Genomic DNA, 25,813 nt, shown 5'->3' on the forward strand with positions numbered 1-25,813 from the left:
CCTGTTGGTCTCGGCAATGAGACAGGTGGTGACGCGGGTCACACCTGCCCCCGGGCCGCGGCCTTGTCGCTTCGTCTCCCATTTGTTCAAGACGAACGCCTGCCGAGAACCCACAGTGGTGCCATGGACATCGTCGTGGTGGGTGCAGGAGTCATGGGTCTGACGTGCGCAGTGCGCCTGGTCGAGGCCGGACACAGCGTGCGGGTGTGTGCGGCTGATCCCCCGGGCCGGACAACCTCGGCCGTGGCCGGCGCGATGTGCGGCCCGCGGATCCCCACCGGCGACAGCCGCCTGGACCGTTGGGCCCAGGTCTGTGACGAGAAGTTCACCGCCCTCAGCCACGAGGCCGACGCCGGGATCGCACTGGTACGGGGCCGACTGGTGTCGCGGATGGCGCCCGGCATTCCCGTCTGGGCGCGTGACCTACCTGGCTTTCGAGCCTGCACGAGCGACGAGGCCATGGACTTCGCGTCGGCATTCTGGGTGGACGTGCCCATTGCGGACATGCCGGCGTACCTCGACCATCTCCTTCGGCAACTGTCGACCGAGGGGATCTGGGTGGAGAAGACGCGTTTCGCCAGCCTGGACGAGGCGGCCACCCTCGCACCCGTGGTGGTGAACTGCAGCGGAATCGGTGCCCGCCAGTTGGTGCCCGACCCCGGCGTACGCGCAGTGCGTGGCCAGCACGTCGTCGTCACCAACCCCGGGCTGGACTCCTTCTTCTTCGAATGGTCCATGACTGGCAGCTGGACCTCGTGGTTCCCGCAGGGCGACCAGGTCTTGCTGGGCGGCGTAGCGACGGACGACGACTGGAGCCTGGCCGACGATGACGAGGTCAGCGCCGGGATCCGCGGCCGCTGTGAGGCGCTGGAACCACGCCTGAGGGGCGCGGGGCAGATCAGGGTGGACGTGGGTCTGCGACCCGTGCGCGACACCCCTCGGGTGGAGCGCGAGCAGCGCGGCCGGCTCACGGTGATTCACAACTACGGCCACGGGGGGTCGGGCGTCAGCCAGTCCTGGGGTGCGGCCGAGGACGTGCTCGCACTTCTGGGGGTAGGCAGAGGGCGCGCCTCCTAGCCTGGCGTCTGGAGGGACGATCCCCGGTCGCCGGGAGACCAGCGCGACGCGTACTCCCGCACGACCTCGTCGACAAGGCGCGCCGCCAGCCGGGCGGTGTGGGCGTCGATGTCGTACGCGGGGTTCAGCTCGGCGACCTCGACGACGGCGAGCTTCCCCGACGCGGTGATGCGGCGGCACATGCGGCGCACGACGTCGACGCCGATGCCGAAGGCGGCCGGGGCGCTGACGCCGGGGGCCACGGCCGCCGGCATGGCGTCGAGGTCGATGGTGAGGTGGACGACGTCGACGGTGTCCAGGAAGCGGTCCACGAACACGTCGCAGGCCTCGGGCGTGCACGCGTGGTCGGGCAGCACGTCGACGCCCAGCTCGGCCGAGGTGTCGAACAGGACCTGCGTGTTGTTGGCCTCGGAGATGCCGGCAACGCTGTAGGAGAAGGACTTTCCGGCCGCCCGCTGGTCGTCGAACATCTGCAGGAACGGGGTGCCTGAGCTGGCGCGCTCGGCCCGGCGCAGGTCGAAGTGGGCGTCGACGTTGAACACGCCGTGGCGCGCGCCCTCGGATCGGTGGCTCTCGGCGACGCCGCGATAGGTGCCGTACGCGACCTCGTGGCCCCCGCCGAGGACGACCGCGAGGTTCCCGGCATCGAGCGCCGCAGCCACGGCCCGGCCGAGGCGGTCGTGGCAACCCTCGAGGTCCTCACCGTCGACGACGACGTCGCCGAGGTCGGTCAGTGGGATCTCGATCTCGGGTCGCCCGGGGGCCGAGAGGGAGCCCAGCGCGCGGCGGATGGCGGCCGGGCCCTCGGCGGCGCCGACACGGCCGAGGTTGCGGCGTACGCCCTCGTCGGAGCAGAAGCCGATGAGGGCGACGCCGGGGTGCGGGTGTGTTTCGTCGGTGGAAAGTGCACACGTGTGCGCACTTCGCACCGAATCCGGCTCTTCACCCGGCGTGTTGCGCGCAGGTGTGCACTTTTCACCGCCCACGACCGTCACCACCGAGTGCCAGCGCGCGTGCTCGATGCCGGGGCCGTCGTCGCGGCCGGTCCAGGCGGGGGCGGGGCGATCGATGCCGGGGACGCTCATGCGACCATCCTGCCGCCGCGCATCACCCGCGACACCAGGGGTACGCCCGGGCGATAGGCGAGGTGGAGGTGGGAATCGGCGTCGAGGAAGGCGAGGTCGGCGCGGTTCCCGACCGTCAGGGTTCCTACATCCCGACGCTGCAAGGCCTTCGCGCCGCCCGCCGTCGCGGCCCACAGCGCCTCGTCGGGGGTCATGTGCAGGTCGCGCACGGCCACGGCGATGCAGAACGGGATCGACGTCGTGTAGCTGGTCCCCGGGTTGCAGTCCGCCCCCAGCGCCACGGTCACGCCCGCGTCGATCATGCGCCTCGCGTCCGGATATCTGTTCCTGGTCGAAAAATCCGCACCCGGCAACACGGTCGCGACCGTCGACGACGCCGCCAGCGCCTCGATGTCGGCGTCGTCGGTGTGGCAGACGTGGTCGACCGAGGCCGCGCCGAGCTCGACCGCGATCTGGATGCCGGGTCCCTGGGTCAGCTGGTTCCCGTGGACGCGTACGCCCAGCCCCGCTGCCTGGCCCGCCCGCAGGATGGCGCGCGACTGGTCGCCGTCGAACGCACCGCGCTCGCAGAACACGTCGATCCAGCGCGCATTCGCTGCACAGGCAGGGATCATCTCGTCGATGACCATGCGTACGTAGTCGTCCTGGCGTCCCTCGAACTCCGGCGGACACACGTGGGCGGCGAGCAGGGTGACCTCGTCGGCGTGGGCGCCCGCGATCTCGAGCGAGCGCAGCTCGCCGGCCACCGTCTGGTCATAGCCCGATTTGCACTCCACCGTCGTCGTGCCCTGGCGCAGCGCCTCGGCGACGAGCCGAGACACGTTGCGGTGCAGCGATTCCGACGATGCGGCCCGGGTCTTCGCCAGCGTCGTGCGGATGCCGCCGGCAGCGTACTTCTCCCCCGCCATGCGCGCCGCGAACTCCTCCGCGCGCTCTCCGGCGAACACCAGGTGGGAGTGGGACTCCACGAACCCGGGGATCACCGCGCGGCCCTCGGCGTCGACGCGGTCGTCGCAGGGCTGGGCCTCGGCGTTCGGACCGACCCAGGCGATCCGGCCGCCCTCGACGACGACCGCGGCGTCGCGGAGGATGCCGAGGGGCCCGTCGCCGAGGGTGGGGTCGTTGGTGACGAGGTGGGCGATGTTGTGGACGAGGGTGGCTTCGACTCGCTGCGCTCGCTCAGCCAACGTTCTCAGCCCTCCTGCATCGGCACGCGTACGCCGCGCTCCCGCGCCACGTCCGCCGCGTGCTCATAGCCCGCGTCGACGTGGCGGATGACGCCCATGCCGGGGTCGTTGGTCAGCACGCGCTCGAGCTTCTGCGCGGCGAGCTCGGTGCCGTCGGCCACGCAGACCTGGCCGGCGTGGATCGAGCGGCCGATGCCGACGCCGCCGCCGTGGTGGATCGACACCCAGGTGGCGCCCGAGCTCGTGTTCACCAGCGCGTTCAGCAGCGGCCAGTCGGCGACCGCGTCCGTCCCGTCCTTCATCGCCTCGGTCTCGCGATAGGGCGACGCGACCGAGCCCGAGTCGAGGTGGTCGCGCCCGATGGCGATCGGGCCGATCTCGCCTGCCGCGACCATCTCGTTGAACTTCAGGCCGGCGCGGTGGCGCTCGCCATAGCCGAGCCAGCAGATGCGCGCCGGCAGGCCCTGGAACGCGACACGCTCGCCGGCCATCGAGATCCAGCGGCTCAGGTGCTCGTTCTCCGGGAACAGTTCGAGGATCGCGGCGTCGGTCTTCGCGATGTCCTCCGGGTCGCCCGACAGCGCCGCCCAGCGGAACGGGCCGAGGCCCTCCTCGAACAGGGGACGGATGTACGCGGGCACGAACCCCGGGAACTCGAACGCACGCTCATAGCCCGCCTTGCGCGCCTCGTCGCGGATGGAGTTGCCGTAGTCGAAGACCTCCGCGCCGGCGTCCTGGAAGCCGACCATCGCCTCGACGTGCCTGGCCATCGACTCGCGCGACGCCTTGGTGAACGTCGACGGGTCGTCCTTCGCGCGCTCGGCCATCTCGGCGAAGTCATACTCCAGCGGCAGGTACGCCAGCGGGTCATGCGCCGATGTCTGGTCGGTGACGATGTCGATCGGGGCCTCGCGGCGCAGTAGCTCGGGAAACACCTCGGCCGCATTGCCCAGCACGCCGATCGACAGCGGCTTCTTCGCGTCGCGGGCCTCGACGGCCAGCTCCAGCGCGTGGTCGAGGTCGAGAGCCTTGATGTCGAGATAGCGGTGCTCGATGCGCCGGTCGATGCGCGATTCGTCGCACTCCACGCAGATCGCGACGCCCTCGTTCATGGTCACCGCGAGCGGCTGGGCGCCGCCCATGCCGCCGAGCCCGGCGGTCAGGGTGATGGTGCCGGCCAGGGTGCCGTCGAAGCGCTTCCTGGCCACGGCCCCGAAGGTCTCGTAGGTGCCCTGCAGGATGCCCTGCGTACCGATGTAGATCCAGGATCCCGCGGTCATCTGGCCATACATCATCAGGCCCTCGGCCTCGAGTTCGCGGAAGAACTCCCAGTTCGCCCAGTCGCCCACCAGGTTGGAGTTCGCGATCAGCACGCGCGGCGCCCACTCGTGGGTGCGGAAGATGCCGACGGGCTTGCCCGACTGCACCAGCAGGGTCTCGTCGGCCTCGAGCGACTCGAGGCTGCGTACGATCGCGTCGAACGCGTCCCAGCTGCGGGCCGCGCGCCCGGTGCCGCCATAGACGACCAGGGCGTCGGGGTGCTCGGCCACCTCGGGGTCGAGGTTGTTCATGAGCATGCGGAGCGCGCCCTCCTGGGGCCAGCCCTTCGTACGCAGCTCCGTGCCGGGGGGGGCGCTCACCGGGCGGGCACCGCGGGTGAAGTCGTGGGTCATGTCTGCTCCTTCGCACCTGACGGAATCGCGGGGGTCGGTCCCAGCGTGCGGGGACGCGTACGCGGCCGCACGCGGCAGCCCGCGTGGATCTGGCATCCGAGACGCGCGTCGGTTAGCCTGCCGAGATCGGAAAGGGCGTACGCATGGCCGAATCGAGCACGTCCCCGGCGGTGGGCCGGGCCCTCGACATCCTGACCTACCTGTCGCAGCGCACCGGCACGGTGCCGGTTGCGACGTTGGTGCGCGACCTGGACCTGCCGCGCTCGTCGGCGTACCACATCCTCACCGTGCTGGTGGATCGCGGTTTCGTGACCTACGTCCCGGAGGCGCGGGGCTATTCGCTGGGGGCCGGCGCGTTCCGGCTGGGGTCGGCGTACACGCCGCACGAGCAGCTGGAACGCCTGGCGCGACCCGTGATGCGGGGAATCGCCGCGGACGCTGGGATCACGATCCACCTCGGCATCCTCCGCGGCGCCAACACCATGTATCTCCTCAAGGAGTCACCCACCCACGTCAGCGAGGCCGAACCCGACCTCGTGACGGCGATCGGCGTCCTGCTGCCGGCGCACCTGACCGCGAACGGCCGCGCGATCCTCGCGCAGATGGGGACGGCACAGATCAAGGCGCTGTACGCCCGCCCCGGCGACTTCGTGTCGCGCACCGGCCGCGGGCCGCGGTCTCAGGCGGAGCTGCTGCGGCAGCTGCGATCCGAACGGGAGCAGGGATTCAGCGAGGAGGTCGAGTTGGTGGCCACGGGGCTGAGGTCGGCCGGCGTGGCGGTGTTCGACCTGCACGAGCAGCCGTTGGCGGCACTGTCGGCGACATGGCGGTCGCGGATTCTGACGCGCGACCCGGCGGAGCTGGTCGCGGGATTGAGCGCGGGGGCGGCGGAGATCACGCGGAGGCTGCAGGGGCGGAGGTGAGGCTTCGACTCGGCCGCAGGCGGCCTCGCTCAGCCAACGTGGGGGGAGGCTTCGACTCGGCTGCAGGGGCGGAGGTGAGGCTTCGACTCGGCCGCAAGCGGCCTCGCTCAGCCAACGTGGGGGAGGCTTCGACTCGGCTGCAGGGGCGGAGGTGAGGCTTCGACTCGGCCGCAAGCGGCCTCGCTCAGCCAACGTGGGCAAGGCTTCGACTCGGCCGCAGGCGGCCTCGCTCAGCCAACGTGGGGGGAGGCTTCGACTCCACGTTGGCTGAGCGAGCGCCAGCGAGTCGAAGCCACCTCACACCCCTCGTCGCCCCAGCCAGTCCAGCACCAGCCCGATGATCGCGTCGTTGCCCTCCTCGACCATCATCAGGTGGCCGTGGCCCATCAGCCCGTGGTCGGGCAGCCACAGGTGGTCGCCGCCGAACAGGTCGGCGGTCGCCCGGTCCCACTCCCGTGGGTGTCCCGCGTCGTCGTCCCCCGTCACGACGAGGACCGGCGGGTCATCGCCGCGCACCGGTTCCACCCACAGACCCTGCCCGGCCACGTTGTTGCGCTCGTCCAGCGTGCGCGTCGACTCCGGCGCGAGGAAGCTCGACCAGCGCGCGGCCGCGTCGCCCTTCGGGAAGCGGCTGGTCGTCACGTCCTTCTCGCGGCCCACCCCGGTCCACGCGATCGGCCCGTCGGCCTGCCCATGACCCTCCTCGACCAGGTTCGCCGGCGGGCTGGGGGAGATGCCGACCATTGCGGCGATCCCTTCCGTCGCAGGGGTGTCGAGCAGTGACCATCCCACCGGCCCCGAACGGCTGTGCGTCACCACCACCGCGCGACCCACCTCGGCGACGAGTTCGGCCACCCGGTCGCGCACGTCGAGCAGCGACAGCCCGACCAGGTCGTCGTCCCGCCCCGCGCCGCGGCCGTGTGCCGGCCAGTCGAGGACATAGCAGGAGCGCCCGGCCGCCACGATCGCCTGCGCCCAGCCCGGCCGGCGATCAGGAGTCCCCCACCAGTACGCACCGTGCAGCCCGCTTCCGTGCACCAGCACGACCGGCGTGGCGTCCCCCTCGGCCTCGACGAACTCGACCCAGGCGGCGCGGGACGGCGGACCGACGTGGAATCCGCCGAACCCGATCATGACCCCGGCAGGAGCGCGACCGTGCGCCGCGCCAGGTCGCCGAACGACGATCCGTCGCAGCCCGGGATCGACGTGGACAGCCGGTCGTGCAACGGATCCGACCATCGCGACTCGATGCCGCCCGGGCCCACGACGGCGCCCATCACCGCGCCCACCGTCGCCCCGTTCGAGTCGGTGTCCCAGCCCCCCATCACCGTCCGGCAGATCGCGGTCGAGAAGTCGCCGTCGGACGAGGCCAGCGCGTACGCCACCAGCGCCGAGTTGTTCAGGCTGTGCACCCAGTGGACGTGCCCGTACGCCCGCTCGAGTTCCGCGTACGCGTCCTCGAACCCGACCCCTTGTTCGGCCAACCCGCGGCCGAAGGTGATCGCCCCATACATGCGGCTGCGTCGGGGGACGACGGCGAGCCCGGCGTCGAGCACCGCAGGCACGTCTGCTCCGGTCACTGCCACCGACGCCATCGCGGCCACGAACATCGCGCCATAGAGCCCGTTGCGCGTGTGGCTGACCGACGCGTCGCGGAACGCCATCTCGGCGGCCGCGAGCGGGTCTCCGGGGTTGACCCAGCCATAGAGATCGGTGCGGATCTGGGCGCCGATCCATTCGCGGAAGGGGTTGTGGTGGAAGGCCGTCTCGGGCGGCGACATCCCCATCAGCAGGTTCCGATAGGCCGCCCGCTCCGCGGTGAACACACGCCCGGCGGGGAGGTCGAGCAGCCACATCTGGGCGACGTCGTCGGCGGTGAAGTCGCGGCCGTGCTGTTCGATCAGCCGGAGCGCCATCAGGGTGTAGTTCGTGTCGTCGTCCTCCGGCATGCCGTCGATGTTCTCCTCGAGGCTCGTCGGCCGGCTCGCCCGGTTCCACGGCCAACGGGCCGACACCTCGTCGGGCAGCCCGACGGCGGTGAACCAGCGGTCCAGCGGCCAGCGGCCGGTGGCGCGCAGGATCTCCTCGATGCCGGCTCGGGGAACCTTCTCCACCGGCTTGCCGAGCACGCAGCCGATGCCGCGACCCAGCCACGCCGACGTGATCCGTTCCGGGTCGGCCGCAGCACCCGTCGCGGGCACGTCGCCGAGTTGGCCCGCGATCGTCGCCCAGTCGCTCGGCTCGTCGGCATCGGCGGGCCCGGTGAGCGCCGCGAGCTCGGCCAGGAGTTCGACCGCCCGCGCCCGGAGCTCGGGCGAGGCCGGGTCTGGTGTCGCCCCGCCGTAGGGGAAGCCGTCCTCACCGCCTGCCCCGAGCCACGCCTCGCGCACCGCCGAGACGTCCTTGCCCTCCTGCTCCGACTGCCAGAGTTCGTGGCGGACCACGTCTTCGGGCTGCACCCAGGTCACCCTCATCGCTGCGGCCCACCCCCGACCAGCGCATCCCACGCCCGCGTCCGCGCGGCCTCGCGTTCGCGGTCGGCCTCCCGCACCTTCCGGGCGACGTCGGCCATACGGCGACCGCCGGCCACCATGTCGAGCTTCGAGGCCGTGCCGACGCGCTCCACCCATTCGGCCGGGACGCCCGCGGTGCCGTTCAGGGCACCGCAGATCGACCCCCCCATCGTCGCGATCGAGTCGGAGTCGCGGCCGTAGTTGGTCGCGCCCAGGATGGCGCCCCGCGCATCGCCCCCGGTGACCTTGACGAAGCCCAGCGCCACGGGCAGCTCCTCGATGGCCTTCAGTCGGCTCGGACGCCGCGAGTCCTGCGCAGGAACGCGATACAGCTCGCCCACGGTGTCGAACGGTCGGATGGCGTCGCGCAGCGGGGCGATGGCGTTGCCCCACCGTTCGTCCCCCTCCCCCGACACCGTGTCGGCCGCCTCCAGCACGGCCTCGATGGCCGCCTTCGTGCCGTCCCTGGCGAGTCGTACCGTCGCGCCCAGCACGTCGTCGACACTCGCCCCGGGCGCCATCGCCGCAGCCACGGCCGCGGCGAACACCCCGGCCGCCTCCCGGCCGTAGCTGAGCTGATGGGCCCCGGCGATGTCGATGGCCTCCGCGTACGCGCCGTCGGGATCGCCGGCATTGGCGATGCCGACCGGCGCCATGTACATCGCCGCACCGCAGTTGACGACGTTCCCGACGCCCGCCTCGCGCGGGTCGATGTGACCGTAGTAGAGCCGGGTCACCAGCCACTTCTCGGCGAGGAAGACCCGCAGGAGCGGCACGGTTTCCCGTTCCAGCTCAGGGATCCACGTGACTTTTGTCATCATGGCCGGCACCAGGTGGTCGGCGAGATCGAACGGCGAGAGGTGTCCCCCGACGGTCTCGTAGACGTCGATGAGCAGGTTCGTCATCAAGGTGTCATCGGTGACGTGCCCGTCGCCCTTGTGATAAGGCGACATCGGCTTCGCGGTGCGCCAGTCCGGCATGAAGTAGTCGACGATGCCCGTGACGAACCCGTCATAGCGGTCGACGATCTCCTCGGCGCTGCGGCCCTCGGTCGCTCCGCCGATCGCGTCGCCGACGGCCGCGCCCTGCAGCGCGCCGACGGCCTTGTCCTCCAGAAGATTCACGTGGTCCCTTTCGTTCGATGCCTCTGTGGTGGGGGTGTGCCCGAAGGCGTACGCGGGGTCGTCAGGAGTTCGCCTTCTGCCAACCCTGCGTGAGTTTGGTGACCATCGCGGCCTCGTCGATCTTGCCGGAGAAGAACTCCTGGAACGTCGGGTTTCCGACCTCCGACTTCCACTGCGAATATTTGTCCGCCTTGGTCATCGGCGCCGCGACGAGCGCCTCGGGCGAGCTCAGCAGCGCGTCCCAGCCGAACTTGCCGGCGGTGTTCTTCTTCACGACCTCCGACGCCTCCTTGGTGACGGGCAGCAGGGCGTCGCCCTCCGCGAACTTCGCGAGGTTCTGGGCCTGGGCGAAATAGGCGATGAACTGCATGGCCTTGTCGGGAGCCTTGCTCTGGCGGGCGATCGACAGCGTCTGCGGGTTGGCGGTCTGGCCGATCGACGTGCCCTTCAGCGGCGGCAGCATCGTCCATTCGAAGCCCGAGGGCGCCTTCTGGGCCACCTGGACGGCCTGGAAGTTGCCGCCCATGAACATCGCGTACTTCCCACCGAAGAACCCGGGGAGCACGTCGCTGCCGGACAGCGACACCGAGTTGGCGGCCATCGACTTCTCCTCGAGCATCTTCTTCAACATGCGCGGCAGCTTGAGCTCGGGCTCGCCGATCTTGATCTCGGGCTTGGCCTCGTTGCCGTAGAAGTATTTCCCGTCGTAGTTCATGGCCATGGAGAGCAGTCCGGCGGTGGGCGACTTCATGCCCCACGCGAACCCGCTGCGATCACCCGCGGTCAGCTTCTTCGCGTTGGCCATCAGGTCGTCCCACGTCCAGTTGATGCCGGCGGTGGGCACCGTGATGCCGGCCTCCTTGAGCATCTTCGTGTTGGCGAAAACCACATAGAGCTGGGCCGTGAGCGGGACTCCGGTGACCTTCCCGTCGAATGTGCAGGAATCCCACGTGCCCTGGGGAATCGCGGACTTCAGGTCAGCCGGGATGAGGGGCTTGAGATCGGTCAGGTAGCCCTGACGCGTGAACCCCGAGATGTCGGCCGACTCGTCGTGGATGATGTCGGGCGCGGTGTTGCCGGCGAACTGGGTGACCAACTTGTCGTGCACCGACGACGGGTCGACCTTCTGGAGCTCCACCTGGATGTCCGGATGTGCGGCGTTCCACGACTTCACGATCTCCTCGACGGCCTTCACCGTCGGCTCCTGGAACGCGTACGACGAGAACGTCAGCTTGACGGGTCCGGAGCCCGACGAGGTCGTGCCACCGCCCCCCGACTTGGCCTGGACACAACCGGTCAGGGCGGCCATGGTGCCGACCGATCCGGCGACGATGAATGAGCGGCGCTTCATGGTGGATCCTTTCGGTGGTTGGGCTTCAGCCCTTGACGGCCCCGGCCATCAGGCCGGAGACGAGCTTGCGTTGTGCGATGGCGAAGATGAGCAGACCAGGCAGGGTCGTGAGCAGGGCCGTCGCGCTGAGGGGGCCGAGGTTGACCGACCCCTCCGCGCCGACATAGCGCGCCAGCAACAGCGGCGCGGTCTCGAGCGCCGGGTCCTGGATGATCACCAGGGCGAAGAAGAACTCGTTCCACGCCGAGATGAACGCGAACATCGCCGTCGCGACGATGCCGGGCATCAGCAACGGGAAGATGATCGTGCGCAGGATCGTCATGCGCGACGCCCCATCGGTGGCCGCGGCCTCCTCGAGGTCGACCGGGATCGCCGCCACATAGCCCTGCAGCATCCACAGCGTGAAGGGCAGCGCCCACGTGACGTAGACGAGCACGAGCCCGGCGAGGGTGTTGATGAGACCGAAGTTCTTCAACATGATGAACAGGGGGATCACCAGCAGGATGAACGGGAACAGCTGGCTGACGAGGATCCACCCGACGGCGACCGTACGCAGGCGGCTGCGGAAGCGCGCCAGGGCGTACGAGGCAGGCATCGCGATAAGCGTGGTGATGATCGACGTCGCCAGCGCGACCAGCAGGCTGTTCATCAGGGCGCGCGGCAGCTGCGTCACACGGAAGGCCTCCGCGAAGTTCGCCGTCGTCCAGTTCTTCGGGAAGAACGTCGGCTCAAGCACACTGAGCTCCTGCGGCGGCTTGAACGACGTGGTGAACAGCCAGAACAGCGGGAAGCCGAGGAAGACGACGTATGCGGCGAGCGCCGCGTACTGCAGGACGCGGACCCAGGTGGGCGTGCGGTTCATTCCGCCTCCTTCATCCGCTTGCGGAGGTAGAACACGAGGATCGCCATGATGATGATCACCATCGCGTTGCCCAGCGCGGCCGCGTACCCGAAGTCGCCACCGCCGAACGCACGCTGGTAGGCGAACAGCATCGGGAGCATCGTGCGGCCGCCGGGGCCTCCCTCTGTGAGGACGTAGACCAGGCCGAACGAGTTGAAGTTCCACACGAAGTCGAGCGAGGTGATCGCCAGCACGACCGGCGCGATGCTCGGCCAGGTGACCGTACGAAAGCGCTCCCACGTGCCGGCGCCGTCCATCGCCGCGGCCTCATAGAGTTCCTGCGGCGCGTTCTGCAGGCCGGCGAGGAGCGTGATCGTGGTCTGCGGCATGCCGGCCCACACACCGACGACGATGACGGCGGGGAGCGCGAGCTCGAACGACCCCAGCCAGTTGATGTTCTCGTCGATGATGCCGAGACGCCGCAGCGCTGCGCTGAGGATGCCGGCATCGGGGTGGTAGATCAGCTTCCACAGGATGGCGACGATCACCGACGGCATCGCCCAGGGCACGAGCGCCAGCGGCCGGACGAAGCTCTGGAACCGCAGTCCCGAGTTGAGCAGGATCGCCAATCCCAACGACAGCAGGAATTGCAGGATCGTGACCGCGAAGGCCCAGATGAGCCCGATCTTGAAGGAGTTCCAGAAAATGTCGTCGCCGAGCATCTTGGCGTAGTTGTCGAGCCCGTTGAACCGGGGCACGATCTCGAACCCGGCCTTCGCATCGGTGAAGCCGAGCCAGATGCCATTCACCAGGGGATAGACGCTGAAGGCCATGACCGGCAACAGCGACGGGATCAGCATCAGCCAGATCGTCTTCTGGTCCGTCTTCGCCCTGCCGCTCTTCCGCTTCTTCGCCGGGGCGTCCGGCACCTCGGGTTTCGGGGTGAGTGCTGCCACCTCGGTCATGGGCGCCTCCTTGCGCGGGGCCGGTGGGAATGATCGGTCTGGGGGCCGGGCTGGGTCGACTCGCGCACGACGAGCTCGGGGCGCAGGCTGCGGCGACGCGTCGGCATCGTGGGTTCGGCGAGACGCGCGAGCAGCATCGTGGCCGCGATGGCGCCGCGTTCCTCGGCCTTGAGCGACACCGAAGTCAACTGGGGCGTGCACAGTCGCGCGAGGGGGGTGTCGTCGATCGACGCCAGGGCGACGTCGTCGGGCACGCTCAGCCCGGCCTCGCGGAGGGCGCGGGCCGCGCCGACCGCCAGGGTGTCGGTCGCGCAGAGGAGTGCGTCCACGTCGGCACGGGCCAGCAACTCGCGCGTGGCGGCGAAACCCGAGTCGTCGTCGAACTCGGGGCCGGTGACGATGAGACGGTCGACCTCTTCCGGCACGTCCCCGGCGGCCAGGCGCGCGGCGCGGAAGGCCTCCCGGCGGATACGTCCCGGGGTCGTGTCGACCGGGCCGTTCACGAAGCCGATGCGCCGCCGCCCCAGGTCGGCGAGATGGGCGACGGCCAGGCGTACGGCCTGGCGCGAGTCGACGCGCACTGTGTCGACATCGGCCTTGGCGGCGATGTTGCCGATGACGACGACGGGTGACGTGCTCGCCGACAGCAGCGACACCAGCCTGTCGGTGGGCCGCAGCGGGCTGATGACCAGCCCGTCGGCATAACCCATCGCCAGGCCCCGGACGACCTGCTCCTCGGCCAGGGGGTCGGAGTGGGTCGCGTGGATGACCAGCCGGAGGCCCGCCCGGGCCACCTCGCGCTCGATCGCGCGGATCATCGCGACGTAGACCGGGTTGCCGATGTCGGCAAAGGCGCAGGCGATCTGGCCGGACGAGCCGAGCTTCAGCGAGCGGGCAGCCGCGACCGGGGTGTAGCGCAGCTCGGCGACGGCCGCCTCGACCCGTGCGACGGTGTCGGGCCGGGCCGACAGGCCGTTGAGGACCCGCGACACCGAGGCGATCGACACCCCCGCGCGCTCGGCGACCGTCTTCACGGTCACGCGATTGGAGTCCTGCATCACCCACTCCTTCGTGAGTCTTGCCCGGGTCAACTGTAAACGCTTACAGTGATGAGTGTGAGCGCCACCGACAGGACTGTCAAGGGCTCCCCCGGAACGCCGACCAGGCCGTCGGTCGAGGAGCGGGCCCGCGGCTGCCTGCTCGGTCTCGGCATCGGCGACGCGCTGGGAGCACCGGCGGAAAACCTGTCCAGACAGCAGATCCGCGACCGCTGGGGGCCCGTCACCGACTTCCTCACCGATGACGTCCGCGGCACCGACGACTCGGAGTACGCCGCGTTCCTGGCCGCGTTGCTCATTCGCCGCGGCGACTGGCTCACCCCCGCCCACGTGGAGGCCGCGTACCGGGAGCATGTCGTGCCGCTGGCCGTCCAACGCGGCGCGGGCTTCAGTGAACTCGGCACCGTCGAGAACCTGCGCCGAGGCTGGTCGACGCCGGCCAGCGCCGCCCACCTCCACCCGTGGAGCGACGGCGTTGCGATGCGCGCGGCCATCTATGGCGTCTTCGCCGCGGGCGACCCCGACGAGGCCGCTCGGCTGGTCACGATCGAGTCCTCGATCAGCGCGTCGGGGGAAGGCGTCCATGGCGGTGTGGTCGTGGCGGCCGCCGTCGCCGCACTGATGGGGGGATCCGCCATGGACGCCGCGCTCGACACCGCCCTGGCGCTGGTCCCGCCCAGCAGTTGGACCGCGACGGCGGTGACCCGCGTACGCGGCCTCGCTGATCCGGACGAGGTGCTCGCCTCCGTCGTGGGTGAACGGTTCCCGTGGACCGATCTTGCTCCCGAGGCGGTCGCGCTGGCCGCGTGGGCCGCGCTGCAGCACCCCGACGACTATGCGGCCTGCGTGACCGGGGCGGTCGAACTCGGCCGTGACGCGGACACCATCGCGGCCATCGCGGGGGCGCTGGTCGGAGCCCGGGTCGGGGACGCGGCGATCCCGGCGGCGTGGCGGGACCGGCTGGGACCGCTGACGGGGCGATGTCTCGGTGAGGCGGTGCGGGGCGTACGCCTGGACGACCTTGCGGAACGTCTCGTGGCTGCGCGAGGCGTGTCGTGAGCGCCGCCGGGACCCTGCTGGGGTTGGCGTTCGGCGACGCCGTCGCCTGGCCCGCCGCGTTCCAACGCAGCCGGTTGATGCCCGCGTGGACCCGCAGGAAGGCACGCGACCTGACGGCCTTCGGCGACGAGCACGGCGTCACCGATCCCGTGGTCCCTTTCGGCCTGAACGTCACGCCCACACCGCTGGTGGCCGGCCCCGGCGACGTCACCGACTGGGTCGCCGACACGTGGCGGGGGGCCGCCGACGGGTTGCCGGTGAGCCAGCTGTGGGCGCGGCGGCTGGACCACCGTCAGGCGCTTGCTGGCCGCATCTCGGCCATGACCGCCCTTGATTCACTCGCGCGCGACGGCCACGCCACGGGCGCCCACAATCCCCACGGGCACGACGATCTGGCCGCGCTTCGGGCGCTGGGCTTCGCGGCCGCCCTGGGCGGCGACGCGGGGGCCGCCATCGCGGAGGACGCCGCGCTGACGAACCACGGGGACGGGGTGGCGTCGGCGCGCTGGCTCGGGGACCTGGTGGGACACGGTCTGGTGTCAGGCGGTCTCGACGTCTGGGGCGAGCCGGGCGCGTGGGGCGCCGATCCTCACGGCCGCCTGTCCCTGCAGCACACCGAGTTCAGCGCGCTGGTCCGCTCGGCCCCTGATCCCTGGAGCCTGGCGCTGGCCGTCGCCCCGCTGCTCGACGCGGTGTATTCCTACGCCGACCTCGCCGGCGACACCGTCCCGGCCGCCCTTGCGCTGGTGGCCTGGACGGTGGACCATCCCGACCACCCCGCGGCCACGCTTCCCGGTGTGGTCGGAGCATCCCTGGCGCTCGTCCGCCAGGGTGGCTCGGTGCCGGCTCTGGTCGGGGCCCTGATGGGCAGCGCTCTGGGGCCGGGCGCCGTGCCCGACGGGTGGCGGTCGGCGCTGCGCCCGACGGGGTGCAGCATTCCCTGGGCGGCGGACATCACGCTTCCCCCGAGCACGCAGGAACAAGTCCCGGAAGAACCCACCACAAAGGGATCGCGATGACCACACCCGCCCTCGAGGGGACGCGCGTCATCGACGCGTCCACGCTGTTCGCCGGCCCGATGACGGCCATGTTCCTCGGCGACCTCGGCGCCGAGGTGATCAAGGTCGAGCACCCGACGCGGCCCGACCCCGCCCGCGGCCACGGCCCGAGTCGGGACGGCCACAACCTGTGGTGGAAGACCCTGGGGCGCAACAAGCGCTGCGTCGCGCTCGATCTGTCGCGCGGACGCGAGGTGTTCCTCGAGCTCGTCGCGAACTCCGACGTGCTGGTCGAGAACTTCCGTCCCGGCACCCTGGAGCGATGGGGGCTCGGACCCGACGACCTCCACTCGGTCAACCCGAAGCTGGTCGTCACGCGCGTCACGGGTTTCGGCCAGTTCGGCCCCTATGCGGGACGGCCGGGGTTCGGCACGCTGGCTGAGGCGATGAGCGGATTCGCCTCCTTGACAGGAGATCCCGAGGGCCCCCCCACGCTTCCACCCCTGGCTCTCGCCGACGGCATCGCGTCGCTGGCGGCCGCGTTCGCGACGGTCACGGCGCTGCACCAGCGGACGACCACCGGGCGCGGGCAGGTCGTCGACCTCGCCATCATCGAGCCGATCCTTGCGATGCTCGGGCCGCAGATCACCCGATGGGACCAGCTCGGCACCGTGCAGCCGAGGACCGGGAACCGCTCGGCCAACAACGCGCCGCGCAACCTCTATCGCACCCGCGACGGTCGCTGGTTGGCGGTCTCGACATCGTCGCAATCCATTGCCGAGCGGGTGATGCGGCTGGTGGGCCGCGACGACGTGGTCGCCCAACCGTGGTTCGCGACCGGCGCCGGACGCGTGCAGCACGTCGACGAACTGGACGCGGCCGTGGCCGACTGGGTGGGCCGCCACGACGAGGCGGTCGTGGTCGCCGAGTTCGAGCGGGTCCACGCCGCGGTCGCTCCCGTCCATGAGGCCGGCGACATCGTGACCGACCCGCAGTACAACGCCCTGGGGACGATCCTCCGCATCGACGACGCCGACCTCGGCGACATCGCGATGCAGAACGTGCTGTTCCGCATGAGCGACGGTCAGGGATCGGTGCGGTTCACCGGCCGTCGCCACGGGGAGGACACCGACGCGGTGCTCGCCGAACTGGGGTTCGACACCGAGACCATGGCGCGCCTGCGCGCCGAGGGAGTCATCGCATGACCTTCACCATCACCGCCCTCTATGCCCCCGCCGATCGGCCCGACCGGTTCGCCAAGGCGTACGCGTCGGGCGCCGACGAGGTCATCCTCGACCTTGAGGACGCCGTCGCACCCGAACACAAGGACCGGGCGCGATCGCTCTTGGAGCAGGCGGTCGCGACGAGCGGAGGGACGCGTACGCAGGTGCGCGTCAACGCGATCGGGACGCCCTGGCACGCCGAAGACCTCGAGGCGGTCGCCACCCTCCCACGCGACGTCGGGGTCCGCGTCCCCAAGTGCGAGAAGGCCGCGGTCGTGGCCCGCATCGCTCGACGCCTGCCCGGGCGACCCCTGTACGCCCTCGTCGAGTCGGCGGTCGGGGTCGAGCAGATCCCTGCCCTGGCACGGGTTCCGGGCGTCGCGGGCATCGGGCTGGGCGAGGCCGACCTGCGCAGCGACCTCGGCGTCACCGGGGAGGTCGCGCTCGACCCCATCCGCACCACCTTGGTTGTGGCCGCACGCGCGGCCCGGCTGCCTGCGCCGCTGGCGGCAGCGTACACCGATGTGGCCGACGCGGACGGGCTGTTGGCGAGCACGCGCCACCTCGCCGACCTGGGCTTCGTCGGGCGGACCGTCATCCACCCCCGCCAGATCGAGACCGTGCGGCAGGCCTTTCGGCCATCGAGCGAACGGGTCGACCGGGCGCGGCGCGCGCTGGCCGCGCTCGAGGGCGCGACCGAGGCGGGGGCGGGAGTCGTCGTGCTCGCCGACGGCACCTTTCTCGACCCGGCCATGGTTCGGCTGCACCAACGCACGGTGCAACTCGCGGATCAGCTCGGGGAGGGGTGAGGGGCGGGCGGCTTCGACTCGGCCGCAGGCGGCCTCGCTCAGCCAACGTGGGGCAAGGCTTCGACTCAGCCGCAGGCGGCCTCGCTCAGCCAACGTGGGGCAAGGCTTCGATTCCACGTTGGCTGAGCGAGCGCCAGCGAGTCGAAGCCACCACCCGCACCGTCAGTGGCGTCGCGCCCGCACCAACGAATCCAGCGTGTGACCCGCGCCCTGTCCCTCGGTGACCGTGCGATCCCGGACGCCCGCCGACTCGACGGTCCATCCGTCCCCGAGCGCCGCGCGGACGTCGTCGGGTTGGACGAAGTCGGCCGGGTCGAAGCCGTGTTCGGCGGCGTGGTCGTCGCCGAAGACGTGGTGGACGAACAGCAGCACGCCGCCCGGGGCGACGGCGTCCAGGAACACGTCGATGCCACGGGACTCCTTCGGCAGCACGGGATAGAACGCCGTCACCAGGTCGAAGGTTCCGAGCTCGGGGCCGGCGGCCACCACGTCGCCCACGCGCCAGTCGACGTGTACGCCGGACTCCCCGGCAGCCGCCCGGCCGCGGTCGATCGCCACGCGGGAGACGTCGACGGCCGTGACATCCCAACCGCGCAGGGCCAACCAGAGGGTGTCTGCGCCCTCGCCACAGCCGACGTCGAGCGCGCGGCCCGGCGGCATGTCGGCCACCTCCGCCACGAGCAGGCCGTTGGGCTGGCCGCTCCACATGCGGTCGTCGGCGGCATAGCGGGCATCCCAGCCGTCGGGGGTGTTGTCGTGGCTTCGACTCGCTGGCGCTCGCTCAGCCAACGTCGGATCGGGCGCTCGCTCAGCCAACGTGGGGTCGGGCTCTCGCTCAGCCAACGTGGGATCGGGCTCTCGCTCACCCAACGTGGGATCGGGGTCAGACACCGGGCTCATCCTCCGTTCCCAGTTCCACGTCCACCATGAGCTCCTGCGCGATCGACTCGAGCGCCTCCGCGACCTGGGCGCGTTCCACCCCAGCCGGCGCCGACAGCACCGCCTTCGCCTCGAACAGCACGCCGCCGGTCATGGGCGCCTCGCGCGTGCCAGTCTCGAGGTCGTCGATGCTGACGCCGCTCGACGCCAGCACGCCAGCCACCTCTCGGACGATGCCGGGGCGGTCGTTGCCGACGAGCGTCAGTGTCCAACGGTCACTGGTCGCGACGTCGGGCTCCTCGGTGCGGCTCACCGACACGTCCAGGACGCCCAGTCCCTGGAGATCGGCGGTCAACGCGTCGACCGCCGCGTCGTCCACGTCGACCAGCAGCACGCCCGCGAACTTCCCGCCCAGCCGAGCCATGTCGCCCTTGAGCCAGTTGCCGCCGCGGTCGGCGACCGCCTTCGCCAGCGCGCTCACGAGACCCGGACGGTCGTCACCGACGACGGTCAGCACAAGATTCACCATGACCGCAGCCTAGGCAGTCAGGCCAGCGGTCCCGTCACCGCCTCCGCCGCCCGCACCAGTTCGCCCGAGGCCGCCAGCTGCACGACGGCCTCGATCTCCGGCGCGAGGAACCGGTCCGGTCCCGGACCCTCGACCTCGCGGCGGATGCGGTCGCGTACGGCCCGCGTCGCCGCGCCGCCCTCGAGCCCGGTCGCCTCGCGCAGGTCCAACGCCCGAGCCGCCGTCAGCGCCTCGCACGCCAACACGCGCGTCAGCCCGTCGACGGCGCGGCGCAGCTTGCGGGCCGCCGACCAGCCCATCGACACGTGGTCCTCCTGCATCGCCGAGCTCGGGATCGAGTCCACCGACGCCGGAACGGCGAGCCGCTTCATTTCCGAGACGATCCCCGCCTGCGTGTATTGCAGGATCATGTGCCCCGAGTCCACCCCCGGATCGTCCGCCAGGAAGGGATTCAGCCCGTGCGACCGCTTCGCATCGAGGAAGCGGTCGGTGCGCCGCTCCGAGATCGACGCCAGGTCGGCGACGGCGATGGCCAGGAAGTCCAGCACGTACGCCACCGGCGCCCCATGGAAGTTGCCGTTCGACGACACGCGGCCGTCCAGCGTCACGACGGGGTTGTCCACCGCCGCCGCCAGCTCGTACGCGGCCACGCGCCGCGCGTGCTCGAGCGTGTCGCGCCCGGCGCCCGCCACCTGGGGGGCGCAGCGCAGCGAATAGGCGTCCTGCACGATCGGGCAGTCGTCGCGATCGTGGGACGCGACCAGGGGCGACCCGGCGAGCACCCTCGTCATGTTGGCCGCCGCGATCGCCTGGCCCGGCTGGGGACGCAGCGCCTGCAGCTCGGCGGCGAACACCTTGTCGGTGCCCATGATCGCCTCGACGCTCATCGCCGCCGTGACGTCGGCGAGCGTCATCAGCCGTCCGATGTCGTGGCACGCGAGCACGAGCTGGCCCAGCATGCCGTCGGTGCCGTTGATAAGGGCGAGGCCCTCCTTCTCGGCGAGGACGACGGGCTCGATGCCCGCGGCCTCCAAGGCATCGGCCGCGGCCATGCGCTCGCCCGACGCGTCGCGCACGACGCCCTCGCCCATCACCGCCAGCGCGCAGTGGGCGAGCGGCGCGAGGTCGCCAGAACAGCCGAGGGAGCCATATTCGTGCACCACCGGCGTGATGCCGGCGCTGAGGACGGCCGCGTACGCCTCCGCGACCACCGGCCGTACGCCGGTGCGACCGGTCGCCAGTGTCGACAACCGCAGCAGCATGAGTGCGCGTACGACCTCGCGTTCCACCTCGGGGCCGGACCCTGCGGCGTGCGAGCGAACGAGTGACTGCTGCAGCTGCGTACGCAGCTCTCCCGGGATGTGCCGCGTGGCCAGGGCGCCGAACCCCGTGGAGACGCCATAGACGGGACGCGGCGCGGCCGCCAGCTCCTCGATGCGCGTACGCGTGGTCGCGATCTCGGCCAGAGCCTCGGCGGCCAGCTCGACCCGCGCGCCGCCGCGCGCCACCAGCACGACCTCCTCGGCGCTGACGGGTCCGATCCCGACCGTGACGACGGCATCGGCGGGGGCAGCAGCAGTCTCGTTCACCACGGGCGCCACTGTGGCCGATGCGGGCACTGTGACCAACCTCGGGTCACATCATGTCCCGGATCCGAGATATAGGGATCGTTCTCCGAGCGAGCGAAGCGAGTCGAGGAGCCGAGCGAGCGAAGCGAGTCGAGGAGCCGAGCTCCTCGACTCGGCCGCAGGCGGCCTCGCTCGGAGAGCGTGTCAACCCGGCAACCCCTTCGCGATCGCCTTCGCGATCTTCTCCGCGTCGATCCGCAGCTCGCGGAACATGCCGGAGATCGGGTTGGTGAAGCCGCTGAACCAGAGCCCCGGCAGCGCCGGCTTCCCGCCGTTGACGATCGGCGATCCCTGCGCGTTCAGGACCCCGAGGTGGCCGACCAGCCCCTCGAGCGCCCGCTGGTAGCCCGCGGCGACGACGACCACGTCCGGCTCGAGGCGGCGCCCGTCGAACAGCTCCACCCCGGCGGCGTCGAAGCGCGCGGGCGTCGCCACCGGCGTCACCGTCCCCGCCTTCACCGCGGCGACGATGCCGACGTCCTGCACCGGGATGGTCCCCTTCAACACCTGCGAATAGAGCCCGTCCCGGCCCGGCGGCAGCCCGTGCCTCGACAGGTCCGGCGTCTCGGGCGGCATCTTCGCCTGCAGCCAGTCGAACACCTTCGGCGGCAGGTGCCGCACCGCGATGCCCATGTGATTCGCCGTCCAGAACCCGCGGTCGCGCCGCAGGATGTAGGGCGGCGTACGCACCCCGATCCAGACCTTCCCGGCGCCCTGTTCGACGAGGTCGACCGCGATCTCCGCACCGGTGTTGCCGATGCCGATCACCAGGACGTCGCGGCCCGCGTACGCCGCCCCCGTCCGGTATGCCGACGCGTGCACGACCTCGCCGCCGAACTCGTCCAGGCCCGGCCACGTCGGCATCTTCGGCGTGTTGTTGTAGCCCGTCGCGATCACCACGTCGCGCGCCCGCAGCTCCTCGCCGCCCGCGAGCCGCACGACCCAGTTCGGCACGTCGCGCTCCACGCGCTCGACCGTCACCCCGGTGCGCACGTCCAGGTCGTGGTACGCCGCGTACTCCTCCAGGTAGCGCACCACATCGGCCCGGCCGACCCAGCGCCCGAACCGCTTGGGGATGGGATAGCCCGGCAGGCCGGACAGCTCGCGCGGTGTGTGGAGCCGCAACCGGTCGTAGTGGCCGCGCCACGTGCTGCCCACCGCATCAGCACGCTCGACGACGACCACGTCGACGCCGCGCTTCTTGAGCGCGGCCGCCGCGGCCAGGCCACCGGGCCCGGCGCCGATGACGACGGTACGCCCCGTCACCGGCGGAACCCCGCGCGCTGGTCCTCCTTGCGGGCCGCGAAGCCCGAGCCGAAGTCGGTCACGCCCGGCAGGAAGCGGTCGGAGCGCCACATGAAGTTCGCGAACCGGCCGACCGGGATGACGACCCGTCCGCGTTCGATGCCGGCGATCGCCTTGTCGGCCACCGTCTCGGGCGTGGTGAGCTTGGGCTGGAGCGACTTCGCGAACGTGCGGAAGCTCCCGGCGTGGGCGCCGGGGTCCAGCGGCTCGTCCAGCAGTTTGGTGTCGACGAAGTCGGGGCAGATGACGTGGACGCCGATGCCGCGCGGCTTCGCCTCGATGGCCAGGCCGCGGCTGAACGCGACGACGGCCTGCTTGGTGACCATGTAGGGCAACATGCGCGGCGAGATCATCAGGCCCGCCAGCGAGCCGGCGTTCAGGATGGCGCCGAAGCCCTGCTTGCTCATGACCGCGTACGCCGCCGTGATCCGGTGATGACGCCCTCGAGGTTCACGTCGAACGCGCGCCGCCAGTGATGCTCGTCGAACTCCTCGATCGGGCCGTTGGCAGGATGCCGGCGTTGTTGGCGATGAGGTCGAGGCGTCCCTCGGCCTCGGTCGTCTCGACGACCAGGGCGCGGACGGCGTCGGAGTCCGCGACGTCGAGGGCGACCGCCGTGACGCGCTCGCCGAGTTCGGTCGCGGTGCGCTCGGCGGCGGCGATGTCGCGGTCCGCGATGATCACCCGGCCGCCGCGCTCGGCGAGCCTGGTGGCGAGGGCGCGGCCGATGCCGGACGCCCCGCCGGTGACGATGCTGACCTGTGGCTTGAACGGCTTCACGGACCGACCCCCCTCGTGTGGCCGAGTCGTCGTCAGTCGGCGAGGGACTTGTTCCGGCGATTAACATCAAATGGCCGGGGCGGGACAGATGATTTTCTGGGATCAGCCCTGCCGCGCGAGCTCCCCCGCCAGCCACCGGTACGAGTCCTTGGGCGTCCGCTCGAGCGTCTCGAAGTCGATGTGGACCAGACCGAAGCGCTTCGCGTACCCCTCGGCCCACTCGAAGTTGTCCAGCAGGCTCCAGGCGAAATAGCCGCGCACGTCGGCGCCCTGCTCGCGCGCCTTCGCGACGGCGTCGATGTGGTCGGCCAGGAAGCGTACGCGGAACTCGTCGTTGACCCGGCCGTCGACCACCTGGTCGTCGACGGCGCACCCGTTCTCCGTCACGATCAGCGGCGGACACTGGGTGTTGGTGCGGGCGAGCTCGACCAACATCTGGGTCAGCGCCTCCGGCACCACCGACCAGCCCATGGCGGTCGTCTCGCGGCCGGGCACCGGCGAGGTGCTCATCTTCAACATCGCGTCGCCGTCGGCGTGCACGTGGTCGGGCGCGTAGTAGTTCACGCCCAGGAAATCGATCGGCTGGCGGATCGTGTCGAGGTCGCCGGGCCGGATGCTGGCGAGCGAATCGGGCGCGAGGCGGCGGAACACGTCGAGCGCCAGCTCGGGGTACGCGCCCCGCAGCAGCGGCTCGGTGAACATACGGTTGTGGATCGCGTCCATCGCGACGGCCGCGAACGTGTCCTCCTGGGACTGCGTACGCGGCCACGCGGGCGCGTAGCTGTTGGTGATGCCGATGTTTCGGGCCCCGGCGGCGCGCAGCGCCTGAACGCCGAGCCCGTGGGCGAGCAGCTGGTGGTGGGCCACGGGGAAGGCGCCGAGGCCGAGCTCCAGCCCGGGTGCGTGGTGGCCGGTCGCGTGACCGACGAGCATGTGGATGTACGGCTCGTTCAGGGTCATCCACCCCACGAGGCGGTCGGCGAAGCGCTCGGCGACGAGACCGGCGTACTCGGCGAACCGCTCGGCCGTCTCGCGCTCCAGCCAGCCGCCGGCGTCCTGCAGCTCCTGCGGGAGGTCCCAGTGGAACAGCGTGCCCCAGGGCTGGATGTGGTTCTCGAGCAGGCTGTCCACGAGGCGGTCATAGAACGCGAGGCCCTCGGCGTTGGCCGGGCCGCGGCCGCCGGGCTGGATGCGGGGCCAGGCGAACGAGAAGCGGTACGCGTCCAGGTTCGCCTCGGCCATCAGGCGGATGTCGTCGGCGTACCGGTGGTAGTGGTCGCACGCGACATCGCCGGTGTCGCCGTTCGCGACGCGACCCGGCGTACGGGCGAAGGTGTCCCAGATGCTGGTGCCGCGGCCGCCGACGTCGACGGCCCCCTCGACCTGATAGCTGGCCGTGGCCGAGCCCCAGCAGAAGTCGTCACCGAAGCGCTCGCGGAGAGTCATGGGACCCATGATCCCTGAGCCGGTCCGGCAGCGTCAGCCCGGCACCCGCATCAGCATGATCACGTGCTTGTAGTCGGTCAGCGGCTCGCCGTCCAGATCGGGCAGACCCGTGATGAGACACGGCTTCGACGGCGCGGTGAACGCGAAGTTCGCGAAGGGGGCGCCGAGCACCGACAGCGCGTCCAGCAGGTACGCCGGGTTGAACCCCGCCGCCTTGATCGCCAGCTCACCGCCGGCGTGGTTCTCGACCTGGGCCGAGATCTGCTCGACGGCGTGGGCCTGGTCGCCGGTGCCGGCGTCGAGGAGGATCGAGTCCTCCTCGATCGTCATGCGCAGCGAGGTGTTGCGCTCGGCCACCAGGGCCACGCGCTTGGCGGCCGCGATCAGCTCGCCGGTGTCGACGCGCACGGTCACGTTGGGCTGGATCGCCATCAGGTGGCGCAGCTTGGGGAAGTCGGCGTCGATGAGGCGGGTGGTGGTCTCGCGTACGCCGCCGGGGCCGGTGCCCTCGAAACCGATGAGGCCGTCGCCCGCGTTGCCGGCCGCGAGCGACATCGACAGCGACTCACCGGCGGTCATCGACTTGGCGGTCTCGGCGAGCACCTTGGCGGGGACGAGCGCGGCGGCCGAGGCCTGAGGGCTCGCCGGGTTCCAGGTGATCTCCTTGAGCGCCATGCGGTAGCGGTCGGTGGCGAGCAGCGACAGCGTGTCGCCCTCGACCTCGACCCGGACGCCGGTGAACACGGGCAGCAGCTCGTCGCGGCCCGCGGCGACGACGACCTGGGACACGGCCTGGGCGAAGTCGTCGGACGCGACCGTGCCGGCCGACTCAGGCATGGTGGGCAGCGCCGGATATTCCACCACCGGCAGCGACTGCAGCGTGAAGCGGGCCGAGCCACACACGAGGTCCATCTTCGAGTCGTCGGTGGTGATCTCGACCGGCTTGTTCGGCAGGGAGCGGCAGATGTCGGCGAGCAGACGGCCCGACACGAGCGCCTCGCCCTCGTCGGCGACCGACGCCCGGACGTTGATCTGGGCCGACGTCTCATAGTCGAAGCTCGACAGCACGACGCCGTCGTTGTTCGCCCGCACGAGAAGACCGGCCAGGATCGGGACGCTCGGCCGGGTCGGCAGGCTTCGCGCAGCCCACTGGACGGCTTCGGCCAGGACGTCGCGCTCGAGGCGAATCTTCACGGGGGTGCTCCTTAGTCAGGCACGTTCGTGTCGCGGCACGTCAAGGAGGCGCGCCGGGGCGTCGATCATATCCATGGCGGTGGGCGAGTCCAACCGCGTGTCGGTGAATCACACGAATCCACAGATCGGTGGGGGATCGGGTTTGATCCTTCTTCACCAATTGTCA

24 protein-coding genes are annotated in these 25,813 nt (G+C 70.9%); 6 read left to right on the top strand and 18 right to left on the bottom strand.

The window, feature by feature from the left end:
• Positions 1–123 precede the first annotated feature (123 nt).
• The gene (locus tag ACYVAG_RS11620; protein ID WP_460769847.1) at positions 124–1,077 is read left to right on the top strand and encodes an FAD-dependent oxidoreductase; all 954 of its coding nucleotides are present in this window, start codon (positions 124–126) and stop codon (positions 1,075–1,077) included.
• Here the strand turns inward: ACYVAG_RS11620 and hutG are convergent.
• Genes hutG through hutU form a run of 3 tightly spaced genes read right to left on the bottom strand, consistent with a single transcriptional unit; the run spans position 1,074 to position 5,022 of the window.
• Positions 1,074–2,162 carry a formimidoylglutamase gene (gene hutG / locus ACYVAG_RS11625; RefSeq protein ID WP_460769849.1) on the bottom strand — a complete coding sequence of 363 codons (1,089 nt, stop codon included), beginning with the start codon at positions 2,160–2,162 and terminating at the stop codon, positions 1,074–1,076. The two genes, ACYVAG_RS11620 and hutG, sit on opposite strands and share 4 nt — an antisense overlap.
• The gene (gene hutI, locus ACYVAG_RS11630; RefSeq protein WP_460769852.1) at positions 2,159–3,349 is read right to left on the bottom strand and encodes an imidazolonepropionase; all 1,191 of its coding nucleotides are present in this window, start codon (positions 3,347–3,349) and stop codon (positions 2,159–2,161) included. The genes hutG and hutI overlap by 4 nt, the downstream gene beginning before the upstream one ends.
• A 5-nt stretch (positions 3,350–3,354) precedes the next feature.
• Positions 3,355–5,022 carry a urocanate hydratase gene (hutU, locus tag ACYVAG_RS11635; protein ID WP_460769853.1) on the bottom strand — a complete coding sequence of 556 codons (1,668 nt, stop codon included), beginning with the start codon at positions 5,020–5,022 and terminating at the stop codon, positions 3,355–3,357.
• Between the two features lie 143 nt (positions 5,023–5,165).
• Here hutU and ACYVAG_RS11640 point away from each other — a divergent pair, with 143 nt between their 5' ends.
• Positions 5,166–5,945, top strand: a complete 780-nt coding sequence (locus ACYVAG_RS11640; RefSeq protein ID WP_460769857.1) for an IclR family transcriptional regulator — start codon at positions 5,166–5,168, stop codon at positions 5,943–5,945.
• 297 nt (positions 5,946–6,242) lie between these two features.
• Here the strand turns inward: ACYVAG_RS11640 and ACYVAG_RS11645 are convergent, their stop codons facing one another.
• The 7 genes from ACYVAG_RS11645 to ACYVAG_RS11675 all read right to left on the bottom strand — a co-directional run bounded on the left by ACYVAG_RS11645 (position 6,243) and on the right by ACYVAG_RS11675 (position 13,797).
• Positions 6,243–7,079: an alpha/beta fold hydrolase gene (locus ACYVAG_RS11645; RefSeq protein ID WP_460769859.1), complete on the bottom strand. Its 837-nt coding sequence runs from the start codon at positions 7,077–7,079 to the stop codon at positions 6,243–6,245.
• Entirely contained in the window at positions 7,076–8,404 is a 1,329-nt protein-coding gene (locus tag ACYVAG_RS11650) for an ADP-ribosylglycohydrolase family protein (RefSeq protein ID WP_460769861.1), read from the bottom strand. The genes ACYVAG_RS11645 and ACYVAG_RS11650 overlap by 4 nt, the downstream gene beginning before the upstream one ends.
• A gap of 11 nt (positions 8,405–8,415) precedes the next feature.
• On the bottom strand, positions 8,416–9,582 hold the full coding sequence (locus ACYVAG_RS11655) for an ADP-ribosylglycohydrolase family protein (RefSeq protein WP_460769862.1): 1,167 nt from the start codon (positions 9,580–9,582) through the stop codon (positions 8,416–8,418).
• A 61-nt stretch (positions 9,583–9,643) separates the two neighbouring features.
• Positions 9,644–10,933 carry an ABC transporter substrate-binding protein gene (locus ACYVAG_RS11660; protein WP_460769864.1) on the bottom strand — a complete coding sequence of 430 codons (1,290 nt, stop codon included), beginning with the start codon at positions 10,931–10,933 and terminating at the stop codon, positions 9,644–9,646.
• Positions 10,934–10,958: 25 nt separating this feature from the next.
• Positions 10,959–11,795, bottom strand: a complete 837-nt coding sequence (locus ACYVAG_RS11665) for a carbohydrate ABC transporter permease (RefSeq protein ID WP_460769865.1) — start codon at positions 11,793–11,795, stop codon at positions 10,959–10,961.
• The gene (locus ACYVAG_RS11670; RefSeq protein ID WP_460769867.1) at positions 11,792–12,739 is read right to left on the bottom strand and encodes a carbohydrate ABC transporter permease; all 948 of its coding nucleotides are present in this window, start codon (positions 12,737–12,739) and stop codon (positions 11,792–11,794) included. The genes ACYVAG_RS11665 and ACYVAG_RS11670 overlap by 4 nt, the downstream gene beginning before the upstream one ends.
• A complete protein-coding gene (locus ACYVAG_RS11675) occupies positions 12,736–13,797 on the bottom strand; it encodes a LacI family DNA-binding transcriptional regulator (RefSeq protein WP_460769869.1) in 1,062 nt (353 codons plus the stop codon). Before ACYVAG_RS11675 ends, ACYVAG_RS11670 begins: the two co-directional genes overlap by 4 nt.
• A 57-nt stretch (positions 13,798–13,854) precedes the next feature.
• Here ACYVAG_RS11675 and ACYVAG_RS11680 point away from each other — a divergent pair, with 57 nt between their 5' ends.
• Genes ACYVAG_RS11680 through ACYVAG_RS11695 form a run of 4 tightly spaced genes read left to right on the top strand, consistent with a single transcriptional unit; the run spans position 13,855 to position 17,886 of the window.
• Positions 13,855–14,856: an ADP-ribosylglycohydrolase family protein gene (locus ACYVAG_RS11680; RefSeq protein ID WP_460769870.1), complete on the top strand. Its 1,002-nt coding sequence runs from the start codon at positions 13,855–13,857 to the stop codon at positions 14,854–14,856.
• A complete protein-coding gene (locus ACYVAG_RS11685; RefSeq protein WP_460769871.1) occupies positions 14,853–15,875 on the top strand; it encodes a hypothetical protein in 1,023 nt (340 codons plus the stop codon). Before ACYVAG_RS11680 ends, ACYVAG_RS11685 begins: the two co-directional genes overlap by 4 nt.
• Positions 15,872–17,059 carry a CaiB/BaiF CoA transferase family protein gene (locus ACYVAG_RS11690; protein ID WP_460769873.1) on the top strand — a complete coding sequence of 396 codons (1,188 nt, stop codon included), beginning with the start codon at positions 15,872–15,874 and terminating at the stop codon, positions 17,057–17,059. Before ACYVAG_RS11685 ends, ACYVAG_RS11690 begins: the two co-directional genes overlap by 4 nt.
• Positions 17,056–17,886, top strand: coding sequence for an HpcH/HpaI aldolase/citrate lyase family protein (locus ACYVAG_RS11695; protein ID WP_460769874.1), 831 nt, complete (start codon positions 17,056–17,058; stop codon positions 17,884–17,886). The genes ACYVAG_RS11690 and ACYVAG_RS11695 overlap by 4 nt, the downstream gene beginning before the upstream one ends.
• Positions 17,887–18,048: 162 nt before the next feature.
• Here the strand turns inward: ACYVAG_RS11695 and ACYVAG_RS11700 are convergent, their stop codons facing one another.
• The 8 genes from ACYVAG_RS11700 to dnaN form a co-directional block, all read right to left on the bottom strand.
• The gene (locus ACYVAG_RS11700) at positions 18,049–18,777 is read right to left on the bottom strand and encodes a class I SAM-dependent methyltransferase (protein WP_460769875.1); all 729 of its coding nucleotides are present in this window, start codon (positions 18,775–18,777) and stop codon (positions 18,049–18,051) included.
• Positions 18,770–19,294, bottom strand: a complete 525-nt coding sequence (locus ACYVAG_RS11705; RefSeq protein ID WP_460769876.1) for a glycine cleavage system transcriptional repressor — start codon at positions 19,292–19,294, stop codon at positions 18,770–18,772. The genes ACYVAG_RS11700 and ACYVAG_RS11705 overlap by 8 nt, the downstream gene beginning before the upstream one ends.
• Positions 19,295–19,311: 17 nt before the next feature.
• The gene (hutH, locus tag ACYVAG_RS11710; protein WP_460770035.1) at positions 19,312–20,883 is read right to left on the bottom strand and encodes a histidine ammonia-lyase; all 1,572 of its coding nucleotides are present in this window, start codon (positions 20,881–20,883) and stop codon (positions 19,312–19,314) included.
• A gap of 183 nt (positions 20,884–21,066) precedes the next feature.
• Complete coding sequence (locus ACYVAG_RS11715; RefSeq protein WP_460769878.1) at positions 21,067–22,188, bottom strand: flavin-containing monooxygenase; 1,122 nt, start codon at positions 22,186–22,188, stop codon at positions 21,067–21,069.
• A complete protein-coding gene (locus ACYVAG_RS11720) occupies positions 22,185–22,700 on the bottom strand; it encodes an SDR family NAD(P)-dependent oxidoreductase (RefSeq protein ID WP_460770037.1) in 516 nt (171 codons plus the stop codon). Before ACYVAG_RS11720 ends, ACYVAG_RS11715 begins: the two co-directional genes overlap by 4 nt.
• Positions 22,678–23,007, bottom strand: a complete 330-nt coding sequence (locus ACYVAG_RS11725) for an SDR family NAD(P)-dependent oxidoreductase (protein ID WP_460769879.1) — start codon at positions 23,005–23,007, stop codon at positions 22,678–22,680. Before ACYVAG_RS11725 ends, ACYVAG_RS11720 begins: the two co-directional genes overlap by 23 nt.
• Before the next feature lie 102 nt (positions 23,008–23,109).
• Positions 23,110–24,453 carry a GH1 family beta-glucosidase gene (locus tag ACYVAG_RS11730; protein WP_460769880.1) on the bottom strand — a complete coding sequence of 448 codons (1,344 nt, stop codon included), beginning with the start codon at positions 24,451–24,453 and terminating at the stop codon, positions 23,110–23,112.
• A gap of 33 nt (positions 24,454–24,486) precedes the next feature.
• Entirely contained in the window at positions 24,487–25,647 is a 1,161-nt protein-coding gene (gene dnaN / locus ACYVAG_RS11735) for a DNA polymerase III subunit beta (RefSeq protein ID WP_460769882.1), read from the bottom strand.
• Positions 25,648–25,813 lie beyond the last annotated feature (166 nt).

The sequence above is a fragment of the Mariniluteicoccus flavus genome, assembly GCF_054776655.1.